15 protein-coding genes are annotated in these 11,660 nt (G+C 72.5%); 14 read left to right on the top strand and 1 reads right to left on the bottom strand.

Annotated elements, in window-relative coordinates:
• From hisD to GT042_RS11985, 10 genes are all read left to right on the top strand, one after another.
• Positions 1-1,041 (top strand): histidinol dehydrogenase (gene hisD / locus GT042_RS11945; protein WP_161308696.1); only part of this gene is annotated, 1,041 nt, incomplete at its 5' end.
• The gene (locus GT042_RS11950) at positions 1,038-2,183 is read left to right on the top strand and encodes a histidinol-phosphate transaminase (RefSeq protein ID WP_161308697.1); all 1,146 of its coding nucleotides are present in this window, start codon (positions 1,038-1,040) and stop codon (positions 2,181-2,183) included. The genes hisD and GT042_RS11950, both read left to right, overlap by 4 nt.
• Positions 2,180-2,773 (top strand): imidazoleglycerol-phosphate dehydratase HisB, encoded by a 594-nt coding sequence (gene hisB / locus GT042_RS11955; RefSeq protein ID WP_161308698.1) that lies wholly within the window; start codon positions 2,180-2,182, stop codon positions 2,771-2,773. The genes GT042_RS11950 and hisB overlap by 4 nt, the downstream gene beginning before the upstream one ends.
• On the top strand, positions 2,770-2,937 hold the full coding sequence (locus tag GT042_RS38145) for a hypothetical protein (protein ID WP_167033751.1): 168 nt from the start codon (positions 2,770-2,772) through the stop codon (positions 2,935-2,937). Before hisB ends, GT042_RS38145 begins: the two co-directional genes overlap by 4 nt.
• A 5-nt stretch (positions 2,938-2,942) precedes the next feature.
• Positions 2,943-3,614: an imidazole glycerol phosphate synthase subunit HisH gene (gene hisH, locus GT042_RS11960; RefSeq protein ID WP_161308699.1), complete on the top strand. Its 672-nt coding sequence runs from the start codon at positions 2,943-2,945 to the stop codon at positions 3,612-3,614.
• Positions 3,615-3,623: 9 nt separating this feature from the next.
• A complete protein-coding gene (gene priA / locus GT042_RS11965) occupies positions 3,624-4,361 on the top strand; it encodes a bifunctional 1-(5-phosphoribosyl)-5-((5-phosphoribosylamino)methylideneamino)imidazole-4-carboxamide isomerase/phosphoribosylanthranilate isomerase PriA (RefSeq protein WP_161308708.1) in 738 nt (245 codons plus the stop codon).
• Entirely contained in the window at positions 4,358-4,777 is a 420-nt protein-coding gene (locus GT042_RS11970) for a RidA family protein (protein WP_161308700.1), read from the top strand. Before priA ends, GT042_RS11970 begins: the two co-directional genes overlap by 4 nt.
• The gene (hisF, locus tag GT042_RS11975) at positions 4,774-5,529 is read left to right on the top strand and encodes an imidazole glycerol phosphate synthase subunit HisF (protein WP_161308701.1); all 756 of its coding nucleotides are present in this window, start codon (positions 4,774-4,776) and stop codon (positions 5,527-5,529) included. The genes GT042_RS11970 and hisF overlap by 4 nt, the downstream gene beginning before the upstream one ends.
• A gap of 101 nt (positions 5,530-5,630) precedes the next feature.
• Entirely contained in the window at positions 5,631-6,083 is a 453-nt protein-coding gene (locus GT042_RS11980) for a winged helix-turn-helix domain-containing protein (RefSeq protein WP_161308702.1), read from the top strand.
• Between the two features lie 158 nt (positions 6,084-6,241).
• Positions 6,242-7,696 (top strand): MFS transporter, encoded by a 1,455-nt coding sequence (locus tag GT042_RS11985; RefSeq protein WP_161308703.1) that lies wholly within the window; start codon positions 6,242-6,244, stop codon positions 7,694-7,696.
• Positions 7,697-7,745: 49 nt separating this feature from the next.
• On the opposite strand, the gene GT042_RS11990 is transcribed toward GT042_RS11985, so the two are convergent.
• Complete coding sequence (locus GT042_RS11990) at positions 7,746-8,378, bottom strand: TIGR03085 family metal-binding protein (RefSeq protein ID WP_161308704.1); 633 nt, start codon at positions 8,376-8,378, stop codon at positions 7,746-7,748.
• Positions 8,379-8,462: 84 nt separating this feature from the next.
• Here GT042_RS11990 and hisI point away from each other — a divergent pair, with 84 nt between their 5' ends.
• From hisI to GT042_RS12010, 4 genes are all read left to right on the top strand, one after another.
• Positions 8,463-8,840, top strand: a complete 378-nt coding sequence (hisI, locus tag GT042_RS11995; RefSeq protein WP_161308705.1) for a phosphoribosyl-AMP cyclohydrolase — start codon at positions 8,463-8,465, stop codon at positions 8,838-8,840.
• Between the two features lie 87 nt (positions 8,841-8,927).
• A complete protein-coding gene (locus GT042_RS12000; RefSeq protein WP_161308706.1) occupies positions 8,928-10,448 on the top strand; it encodes an anthranilate synthase component I in 1,521 nt (506 codons plus the stop codon).
• 82 nt (positions 10,449-10,530) lie between these two features.
• Positions 10,531-11,214 carry a TIGR02234 family membrane protein gene (locus tag GT042_RS12005; RefSeq protein ID WP_161308707.1) on the top strand — a complete coding sequence of 228 codons (684 nt, stop codon included), beginning with the start codon at positions 10,531-10,533 and terminating at the stop codon, positions 11,212-11,214.
• 86 nt (positions 11,215-11,300) lie between these two features.
• Positions 11,301-11,606 carry an HGxxPAAW family protein gene (locus GT042_RS12010; RefSeq protein ID WP_237530721.1) on the top strand — a complete coding sequence of 102 codons (306 nt, stop codon included), beginning with the start codon at positions 11,301-11,303 and terminating at the stop codon, positions 11,604-11,606.
• Positions 11,607-11,660 lie beyond the last annotated feature (54 nt).

Here is an 11,660-nt window from a genome sequence, read left to right on the forward strand (position 1 = left end):
GTCCACCGCGAGCAGCGGCGCGCCCCCCGCACCACGCAGGTGGTGCCCGGCGGCACGGTCAGCGAGAAGTGGGTCCCGGTCGGCCGCGTGGGGCTCTACGCGCCCGGCGGCCGGTCCGTCTACCCCTCGTCCGTGATCATGAACGTGGTGCCGGCCCAGGAGGCGGGCGTCGCGTCGATCGCGCTGGCCTCGCCGCCGCAGGCCGGCTTCGGCGGGCTGCCCCACCCCACGATCCTCGCCGCCTGCGCCCTGCTGGGCGTCGACGAGGTGTACGCGGTCGGCGGCGCCCAGGCCGTGGCGATGTTCGCGTACGGCACCACCGGCCCCGACGGCTGCGCCCCCGCCGACATGGTCACCGGCCCCGGCAACATCTGGGTCGCCGCCGCCAAGCGGTACTTCACCGGCCGCATCGGCATCGACACCGAGGCGGGCCCCACCGAGATCGCCGTTCTCGCGGACTCCACCGCCGACCCGGTGCACGTCGCCGCCGACCTCATCAGCCAGGCCGAGCACGACCCGCTCGCCGCCGCCGTCCTCGTCACCGACTCGGTGGAACTGGCCGACGCGGTCGAGAAGGAGCTGGAACCGCAGGTCGCCGCGACCAAGCACGTCGAGGACCGGATCGCGCCCGCGCTGGCCGGCAAGCAGTCCGCGATCGTCCTGGTCGACTCCGTCGAGGACGGCCTGCGGGTCGTCGACGCGTACGGCGCCGAACACCTGGAGATCCAGACCGCCGACGCCGCCGCCGTCGCCGACCGCGTCCGCAACGCGGGGGCGATCTTCGTCGGCCCGTACGCGCCGGTCTCGCTCGGCGACTACTGCGCCGGCTCCAACCACGTCCTGCCGACCGGCGGTTGCGCCTGCCACTCCTCCGGGCTCTCCGTCCAGTCCTTCCTGCGCGGCATCCACATCGTGGACTACAGCAGGGACGCCCTCGCCGAGGTCGCCCACCACGTGGTGACGCTGGCCGAGGCGGAGGACCTGCCCGCCCACGGCGCGGCCGTGAAGGCACGGTTCGGCTGGAAGGTGCCCACCGCATGACCGACACCTCAGGACCCGCCCCCGGGGAGCCCGCGGACCTCGGCATCGACGACCTGCCCGTACGGGACGAGCTGCGCGGCCAGACCCCGTACGGCGCGCCCCAGCTGGACGTCCCCGTCCAGCTGAACACCAACGAGAACCCGTACCCGCTGCCGGGACCGCTGGTCGACCGGATCACCGAGCGGGTCCGGGAGGCCGCGCGCGGGCTCAACCGCTACCCCGACCGGGACGCCGTCGAGCTGCGCACCGAGCTGGCCGCGTACCTCTCCAGGACCGGCGGCCACCCGCTGACCACCGCCAACGTCTGGGCCGCCAACGGCTCCAACGAGGTCATCCAGCAGCTGCTCCAGACCTTCGGCGGCCCGGGCCGTACCGCGATCGGCTTTGAACCGTCGTACTCGATGCACCGCCTCATCGCGCGCGGCACCGGCACCGGCTGGCTCTCCGGGCCGCGCGGCGAGGACTTCACGATCGAGGCGGCGTCCGCCGCGGAGGCGATCACCGAGCACCGCCCCGACGTCGTCTTCATCACCTCGCCCAACAACCCCACGGGCACCGCCGTGGACGCGGAGACCGTCCTCGCGCTGTACGAGGCGGCCCAGGCCGCCAAGCCGTCCCTGGTCGTCGTGGACGAGGCGTACGTCGAATTCAGCCATCGTCCGTCCCTTCTCCCGCTCATCGAGGGCCGCCCCCGGCTGGTGATCTCCCGCACGATGTCGAAGGCGTTCGGCGCGGCGGGCCTGCGCCTGGGCTATCTCGCCGCCCACCCGGCCGTGGTCGACGCGGTCCAGCTGGTGCGGCTGCCGTACCACCTCTCGGCCGTCACCCAGGCCACCGCGCTCGCGGCCCTGGAGCACACCGATACGCTGCTCGGGTACGTGGAGACACTCAAGGCGGAGCGGGACCGTCTGGTGGACGAGCTGCGGGCCCTCGGCTACGAGGTCACGGACTCGGACGCGAACTTCGTGCAGTTCGGCCGCTTCGAGGACTCCCACGCCGCGTGGCGGTGGATCCTCGACCGGGGTGTCCTCGTGCGCGACAACGGCGTACCGGGACGGCTGCGGGTCACCGCGGGCACCCCGTCCGAGAACGACGCGTTCCTCGACGCGGTACGGGAACTCAAGAAGGAGCAGAGCGCATGAGCCGCATCGGCCGCGTGGAACGCAGTACGAAAGAGACCTCCGTCGTCGTGGAGATCGACCTCGACGGCACGGGGTCGGTCGACGTGTCGACCGGGGTCGGCTTCTTCGACCACATGCTCGACCAGCTCGGCCGGCACGGCCTGTTCGACCTCACGGTGAAGACCGAGGGCGACCTGCACATCGACACGCACCACACCATCGAGGACACCGCGCTGGCGCTCGGCGCCGCCTTCAAGCAGGCCCTCGGCGACAAGGTCGGGATCTACCGCTTCGGCAACTGCACGGTCCCGCTGGACGAGTCGCTCGCCCAGGTCACCGTGGACCTCTCGGGCCGCCCGTACCTGGTGCACACCGAGCCCGAGAACATGGCGCCGATGATCGGCTCGTACGACACGACGATGACCCGGCACATCCTGGAGTCCTTCGTCGCGCAGGCCAGGATCGCGCTGCACGTCCACGTGCCGTACGGGCGCAACGCCCACCACATCGTGGAGTGCCAGTTCAAGGCCCTCGCCCGCGCCCTGCGGTACGCCTCCGAGCGTGACCCGCGCGCCGTGGGAATTCTTCCGTCTACCAAGGGTGCCCTGTGACCGGCCTGTCGACCATTCTGATCGTTCTGGGGCTCTTCCTGGCGGGCGGTGTCTACTCCTTCACCAAGCAGAAGCTGCCCACCGGTGTGATCACCCTGCTGGCGATCTCCTCCGCCTTCTGCCTGGTCGCGGGTGTCCTGCGGATCCAGGGCATCTGGGGGTGAGCACGGTGACCGAGTCCAGCGGGCCCGGCAGGCCCACCCGCCCCGCCAAGAAGGTCGTCGTCTTCGACTACGGCTTCGGCAACGTCCGTTCCGCCGAACGCGCCCTCGCCCGCGCCGGAGCCGACGTCGAGATCACCCGTGACTTCGACCGGGCCATGAACGCCGACGGGCTGCTCGTGCCCGGCGTCGGCGCCTTCTCCGCCTGCATGCGCGGGCTCAGGGACGCGCGCGGCGAGTGGATCATCGGCCGCAGGCTGTCCGGCGGCCGTCCCGTCCTCGGGATCTGCGTCGGCATGCAGATCCTCTTCGAGCGCGGCATCGAGCACGGCGTCGAGACCGAGGGCCTCGACGAGTGGCCCGGCACGGTCGAGCCGCTGAACGCCCCGATCGTGCCCCACATGGGGTGGAACACCGTCGAGGCGCCCCAGGACAGCCGGCTGTTCGCGGGCGTCGGCGCCGACGAGCGCTTCTACTTCGTGCACTCGTACGCCGTCCGGTCGTGGGGCCTGGAAGTCACCAACCCCGCGATCCGCGCCCCGCTCGTCACCTGGTCCACCCACGGCGAGCCGTTCGTCGCCGCGGTGGAGAACGGTGCACTGTGGGCCACCCAGTTCCACCCCGAGAAGTCCGGCGACGCCGGCGCCCAGCTGCTGACCAACTGGATCGGAACCCTCTGAATGTCTCCTGTGCCGAAGCTCGAACTCCTCCCCGCCGTCGACGTCCGCGACGGCCAGGCCGTACGCCTCGTCCATGGCGAGTCGGGATCCGAGACCTCGTACGGCTCACCCCTCGAAGCGGCCCTCGCCTGGCAGCGCTCGGGCGCCGAGTGGCTGCATCTGGTCGACCTGGACGCCGCGTTCGGCACCGGTGACAACCGCGACCTGATCGCCGAGGTCACCTCGGCCATGGACATCAAGGTCGAACTGTCCGGCGGGATCCGCGACGACGCCTCGCTCGCCGCCGCCCTCGCCACCGGCTGCACCCGGGTCAACCTCGGCACGGCCGCGCTGGAGACACCCGAGTGGGTCGCCAGGATCATCGCCGAGAACGGCGACCGGATCGCGGTCGGCCTCGACGTACGGGGCACGACCCTGCGCGGTCGCGGCTGGACCCGGGACGGCGGCGACCTCTACGAGACCCTCGCCCGCCTCGACGCCGAGGGCTGCGCCCGGTACGTCGTCACGGACATCGCCAAGGACGGCACCCTCCAGGGCCCCAACCTGGAGCTGCTGCGCACCGTCTGCGCCGCGACCGACCGGCCCGTCGTCGCCTCCGGCGGGGTCTCCTCGCTGGACGACCTGCTCGCCCTGGCCACGCTCGTGCCCGAGGGAGTCGAGGGCGCGATCGTCGGCAAGGCGCTGTACGCGAAGGCGTTCACGCTGGAGGAGGCCCTGGAGACGGTGGCCGGGACGGTCCTCCGATGAGCGGCGGGTCGCCGGACCAGGTACGGAAGATCTCCTCGGGCGGCCCCTGGGAGGAGTCCTTCGGCTACTCCCGCGCGGTGCGGCTGCCCAACGGCCTGGTCCTGGTGTCCGGTTGTACGTCGGTGGTCGGCGGCCGGATCGCCGAGGGCAGCCCGTACGAGCAGACGAGGACGGCCTTCGGTGTGGCCGTCAAGGCACTGGAGGAGCTGGGCCTCGGCGTGGAGCACGTCGTGCGCACCCGGATGTACATCACCCATCCCCGGGACGCCGACGACGTGGGCCGGGCCCACAAGGAGCTCTTCGACGCGGTACGGCCGGCCGCCTCGATGGTCGTCGTCGCGGGCCTCATCGACCCGAGCCTGGTGGTCGAGGTGGAGGTGGAGGCCTATCTGGCCTCCCCGGGAGGCTCCGCATGAGCCTGGCGGTACGGGTCATCCCCTGCCTGGACGTGGACAACGGCCGGGTCGTCAAGGGCGTCAACTTCCAGAACCTGCGCGACGCGGGCGACCCCGTCGAGATGGCGAAGCTGTACGACGCCGAGGGCGCCGACGAGTTGACGTTCCTCGACATCACCGCCTCGTCGGGCGACCGCGAGACCACGTACGACGTGGTGCGCCGTACCGCCGAGCAGGTCTTCATCCCGCTGACCGTCGGCGGCGGGGTCCGTACCCCCGAGGACGTAGACAAGCTGCTGCGGGCCGGCGCGGACAAGGTCGGGGTCAACACGGCGGCCATCGCCCGCCCCGACCTGATCCGCGAGATCGCCGAGCGTTTCGGACGGCAGGTGCTGGTCCTGTCCGTGGACGCGCGGCGGACACCGTCGGGGTCGTTCGAGGTCACCACGCACGGCGGCCGGCAGGGCACCGGCATCGACGCGGTCGAGTGGGCGCACCGGGCCGCGGAGCTGGGCGCCGGGGAGATCCTGCTCAACTCGATGGACGCGGACGGCACGAAGGACGGCTACGACACCGAGATGATCGCGGCGGTACGGAAACACGTGACCGTCCCCGTCATCGCCTCCGGCGGCGCGGGCCGGCTCACGGACTTCCCGCCGGCCGTCGCGGCGGGCGCCGACGCGGTCCTCGCCGCGTCCGTCTTCCACTTCGGCGATCTGCGGATCGGCCAGGTGAAGGAAATCCTGCGCCAAGCGGGCCATCCGGTCAGATAGGGCGGAGCGAGGGGGCGGTTCCGGCCGTTCCTTCGCGAGTTCCGACCTGATCGCACAAGATATATTGCGCAACTTTCCTTTCTTAATTTAGCGTGCACGCCATGACACGCAGGGAAACCCGCGGAGTGACGGGTCCCGAGACCTTCAAGGTCTTCGGACACCCCCTGCGCATGAGGCTCTACCGCGCCCTCCACCTCTCCCGGACGGGCACCGCCTCCCAACTCGCCGACCAGGTCGGCGAAACCGTCTCGCTCGTCAGCTACCACCTGCGCAGACTCGCCGATCACGGACTGATCGACGAGGCGGAGGGACAGGGGGACGGCCGGGAGCGGTGGTGGAAACTGGCCTCCGAGGACCCCGCCCTGCGCGCCGCGTCCTTCAGCCGCCAGTACCTGGCGCCGCTCACGGCCGCTCAGCTCGCCGAACTCTCCCGCGAGATGCACGCCCTCGTCAGGAAGTACGAGATCGCCGGCCGGGCGGCCGAGGAGGCGGGGGACACCGAGGGGCGCGAGAGAGTCGCGCTGCACACCTACGGCTTTCCCTTTCGTGTCTGATTCGTGTGCGTATCCGATTCGTGTCCGACCTTTCCGGCTTTTCCGAACCTTCTGACTATTTCTTGAATATTTCGATCATTCCCGGTCTTCCCGACCATTGTCTGTTCCTCTCCCTTTCCTTCCCATCCCCCTACTGAGACCAGAGAGGACCGTTGAGCATGCCCCCACATGCGATATCAGCGCCCGCCGAGAACGGGACCACCCCCCCACCCCCCGCCCACCGCGACGGAAACGTGTTGCGCTGGCTCGGCGCCTACACCGCGTCGATGGTCGGCAGCAACGTCTACTTCGTGGCCCTCGCCTGGGCCGCCGCCCGGACCGGCAGCCCCGCTCAGGCCGGCCTGGTCCTCGCCGTCGGATCGGTGCCCCGCGCCGCGCTGATGCTCGGCGGCGGAGTGGTCGCCGACCGCTTCGGCCCCCGCCTGGTGGTCATCGGCAGCGACGCCGCACGCTGCGTCTTCATCCTCGGCATGGCGGCCGTGCTGATGTTCATCAGCCCCTCGGTCTGGCTGCTGGCCGCGGTCGCGCTGGTCTTCGGCGCGGTCGACGCGCTGTTCCTGCCGGCGGTCGGCGCGCTGCCGCCCCGGATCACCGCCCCCGGCCAACTGGTCAGGGTGCAGGGCATGAGCGGGCTCGCGACCCGTTTCGCCAACGTCGCCGGAGCGCCGATCGGCGGTCTGACGGTGGCCATCGGCGGCTCGGCGTCGGCCTTCACCGCGGCGGGAGTGCTGTTCGCGGTGTCGCTGCCGCTGCTCCTGAGCGTACGGATCGGCGAACTGCCCGGCGCGCGGGGCGAGAAGGGCGACCGGGTCGCCGGGGACGAGCACGGCCAGGAGACCGTGGGGGCGGCCGAGGAGAGCCCCGTACCGCACGACGTGATCCCGGGGCCACGCGACGGCGCTGACGCGCGTAGAGAGCGGACGGAAGAGGCCGGGGCCGCCCCGGGCACTCCGGGTACGTCGGGTACGGAGAAGCGGACGGGCGGCGCGGACGCCGCGTCCACCGGCGCCGGCCGCGCGCTCCTCGACGGCCTGCGCTACATCCGCCACCACCGCGTCCTCGCCCCGCTGATCCTTGTCAGCGCCATCACCCAGCTGGGCTTCGTGGGACCCCTCAACATCGGGCTCGTCCTGGTGTCCGAGGAGCACGGCTGGGGCGCGTCGGGCCTGGGCTGGATCATCGCCGCGTTCAGCGCGGGCGCCGCCGGGGCCTCGCTGCTGCTGACGGTCCGCGGCCGCGTGCCCCGCGCCGGATTTGTCATGTGCGCTTCTACGATCGTCGGCTCGGTCGCCATCGCCTGCATCGCGTACGCCCCGTCGGTGGCCCTCGCCTCCGTCGCCGCCGTCTGCGTCGGACTGCTCGCGGGCCTGGGCGGCGCGTTGTCCGGCGCGCTCGTCCAGACCCAGACCGAACCGGCCTACCTGGGCCGGGTCACCTCGGTCTCGACGCTCTTCGGCCTGGGCATCGCCCCGCTCGTCTACCCGGTCATGGGCGCGGCCATCGGCGCCTGGGGCTCGGGGCCGGTGTTCGTGGCCAGCGCGGCGCTCTGCGCGGCGGGCACGACGTTCGGGCTGTGCGTCAAGCAGCTCCGCCTGGCCGAACTGCCCGCCTGACCCCGGCCGTCCTGCCGCCGGGCGCCCCAGGGCGCCCGGCCAGGGGCACTCAGATGCCCAGCTTCGTGTCCAGCACCCGCGTCACCGCGTCCTTGTCGCCCTCCACCTGCACGTCCGCCGCGGCCTGGCGCCCCGAGAGGAACAGCAGCAGCTCACCCGGCTCGCCCGTGACCGTCACCACCGGCGCGCCCTTGCGGGCCACCGCCGTCCGGCCGTCCGTCCGCCGCAGCACCAGGCCCACCGGGGACTTGCGCCCCATCAGCCGGGCGCCCTTCTCCAGCCGCGACCACAGCGAGTCCGCGAAGACCCGGTCCAGCTCGCGCGGGGTCCAGTCGGGCTGCGCCCGCCGGACGTCCTCGGCGTGGATGTAGAACTCCGAGGTGTTCGCCGCCTCGTCGAGCTGCTTGATGGAGAAGGGGGACATCTTCGGCGGTCCCGTACGGATCAGCTCGATCAGCTCCTCGTACGGCTTCGCGGCGAATTCGCCCTGGACCCGGTCCAGCCGGTTCTTGAGCGCGGGCAGCATCGTTCCCCCCGCCGCGTCGAGCCGGCGCTCACGCACCACCACGTGAGCGGCCAGGTCCCGGGCGGTCCAGCCCTCGCAGAGGGTCGGCGCCTCGGGGCCCGCGGTCTCCAACAGGTCGGCGAGCAGAAGTCGTTCACGCTTTGCATGGGTCGACATGTCCGCAAGGGTACGGCCGCGCCCGCCCGTCCGCCCAGTGGACTCCCCTCCCGCGCGGCTGCCCGGGCGCGGCACAATGGCCGTATGAGCAGCACGACCGCGGCGCCGGGACCGACCGGCGGCCTCGACCCCGCCATCGCCGACCGCCTCAAGCGCACCGCAGACGGACTGATCCCGGCCGTCGCCCAGCAGTACGACACCGGCGAGGTGCTGATGCTCGGCTGGATGGATGACGAGGCCCTGCACCGCACCCTGACCACGGGCCGCTGCACCTACTGGTCCCGCAGCCGCCGGGAGTACTGGGTCAAGGGCGACACCTCGGGCCACGTCCAGCACGTGAAGTCCGTCGCCCTGGACTGCGACGGCGACACCGTCCTCGTCCAGGTCGACCAGGTCGGCGCCGCCTGCCACACCGGTGCCCGCACCTGCTTCGACGAGGACGTCCTGCCGCTCGGGCGGTGAGGCGCCTCCCCCACAGGCGGGCACTCCCCGGCACCACGCGGGGAGCCCGCGCAACCGGCGAAGAGCCAACGAGTAGGGTCAGCGGCCATGGATCTTGAGACCTTCCGCAAGCTGGCGGCCGACCGCCGTGTCATCCCGGTCAGCCGGCGGCTCCTCGCGGACGGCGACACCCCGGTCGGCCTGTACCGCAAGCTCGCCGCCGAGCGTCCCGGCACGTTCCTGCTGGAGTCCGCCGAGAACGGCCGCTCCTGGTCCCGCTACTCCTTCGTCGGGGTACGGTCCGCCGCCACGCTCACCGAACGCGACGGCGCCACCCACTGGCTCGGCGCCCCGCCCGTCGGCGTCCCCGTGGACGGCGACCCGCTGGCCGCGCTGCGCGCCACGGTGGAGACCCTGCACACCCCCCGCGACCTCTCCGACGGGATGCCGCCCTTCACCGGCGGCATGGTCGGCTTCCTCGGCTTCGACATCGTCCGCCGCCTGGAGAAGATCGGCGACCACGCGCGCGACGACCTCGGGCTGCCCGAGCTGACGATGCTGCTCACCTCGGACCTCGCCGTGCTCGACCACTGGGACAACACCGTCCTGCTGATCGCCAACGCGATCAACCACAACGACCTGGACACCGGCGTCGACGAGTCGTACGCGGACGCCGTCGCCCGGCTCGACGCCATGGCCGCCGACCTCGCCAGGCCCGTCGACTCCATGCCCACCGCGCTGCCCGCCTCCGAACTCCCCGAGTACACCGCGCTCTGGGGCGGCCCCGACTTCCAGGCCGTCGTGGAGGACATCAAGGAGCGCATCCGGGCGGGCGAGGCCTTCCAGGTCGTCCCCTCCCAGCGTTTCGAGACCCCCTGCACCGCGAGCGCGCTCGACGTCTACCGGGTGCTCCGGGCCACCAACCCCAGCCCGTACATGTACCTCTTCCGCTTCCCCGCCGCCGACGGGGGCGAGCCCTTCGACGTCGTCGGGTCCAGCCCCGAGGCGCTGGTGAAGGTCGAGGACGGGCGGGCCATGGTCCACCCCATCGCCGGGACCCGGCCGCGCGGCGCCACCCCGCAGGAGGACCAGGCCCTCGCGGACGAACTGCTCGCCGACCCCAAGGAGCGCGCCGAGCACCTCATGCTCGTGGACCTCGGCCGCAACGACCTCGGGCGGGTCTGCCTGCCCGGCAGCGTCGAGGTGGTCGACTTCATGTCCGTGGAGCGGTACTCCCACGTCATGCACATCGTGTCGACCGTCACCGGCCGGGTCGCGGCGGACCGTACCGCCTTCGACGTCCTGACCGCCTGCTTCCCGGCGGGCACCCTCTCCGGCGCCCCCAAGCCGCGCGCCCTCCAGATCATCGACGAGGTCGAGCCCACCCGGCGGGGCGTGTACGGCGGCTGCGTCGGCTATCTCGACTTCGCCGGGGACTCCGACACGGCCATCGCCATCAGGACCGCGCTGCTCAGGAACGGCACCGCGTACGTCCAGGCCGGGGCGGGCGTCGTCGCCGACTCGGACCCGGTGTCCGAGGACCTGGAGTGCCGGAACAAGGCCGCGGCGGTCCTCCGGGCCGTCCACACGGCGAACCGGCTCAAGGCGCCCGCGCCGCACGGAGGCTGAGGGACCGGCCGGCGGGCCCCGGCCCGGGACCGCCGGAACCCCGGGGCGGCGGCACGAAAGGCCCGTAAGGGATAGTGGTGGGGTGAGTGCCGTCCCCGTACCCCAGCCCCGCGCCGCCGTCCCGGTGTCCACCGACGCCGCGAGCAGCCGCCGCAGTCTCGCCGTCGCCCTCCTCCTCGGTGCCGCGGGCGCCGCCGTCGTCCTCATCGCCTCCGGCCAGGTCTGGTCCCGGGGCACCGCCTCGGTGGGCGGTGGCAGCGTGCCGCTCTCCGCCGACGGCCGTGACGTCACCGGTGTGCCCGCCGCCCTCGCCGTCGTGGGACTGGCCGCCCTCGTCGCCGTGTTCGCCGTCCGCAGCGGAGGGCGCCTGCTCGTCTCCCTGCTGCTCACGCTGAGCGGCGCGGGAGCCGCCGCGACCGCCTTCCTCGGCGCGTCGGACAGCTCCGCCCTGGACGAGAAGGCCGCGACGACGGTCGGCGACAGCTCGGCGACCATCGGCGACGTCCTGACCCACACGGCCTGGCCGTACGTCACCGCCGTCGCCGGGGTCCTCATCCTGCTCGCCGGCCTGCTCTCCCTGCGGTACGGGAAGCAGTGGCCCGCCATGTCGGGACGCTACGAACGCGAGGGCGTGCCCCGGGCGGGCGGCGGGAGCGGCGCCGTGCGCAGGGGCCCGGCCAGGCCCGCGCCCGTCGTGGACCCCGACCGGCCCGAGGACCTGTGGAAGGCGCTGGACCGGGGCGAGGACCCGACGCGGGAGACGTGACCCCCGGCGCCGGAATGCCCCGCACATGCGGGACAATGGCGTTGAGCGTCCGACTCACACAGCGCAACACCAACGAGGAGCAACTCATGGCGGGCACCAGCCACGGACACACCCCGGCCGCCTGGACCGGCGTCACCATCGCGTTCATCGGGTTCTGCGTCGGCGGGGTCTTCACGGTGACGGCGGACCCGGTCGGGTTCTGGGTCGGCATCGGGGTCGTCCTGCTCGGCGGCGTGGTCGGCCTCGGGATGAAGTTCATGGGTCTCGGCATGCCCCAGGAGTCCACGGAGCAGGCGCGCGCCAGGGCCGAGGCCGGGCGGGCGCAGGTCGAGGGGGCCAACGCCGCCGACGGCGGCGACAAGGCCGCCGACAAGACCCACCAGACCGTCTGACGGGCGTCTCCCGCCCCCTCCGGCACGGGTGACACCGACGCGGCCCGGCAGGTC

This window comes from Streptomyces sp. SID3212 (assembly GCF_009865405.1).
Lineage (GTDB): Bacteria > Actinomycetota > Actinomycetes > Streptomycetales > Streptomycetaceae > Streptomyces.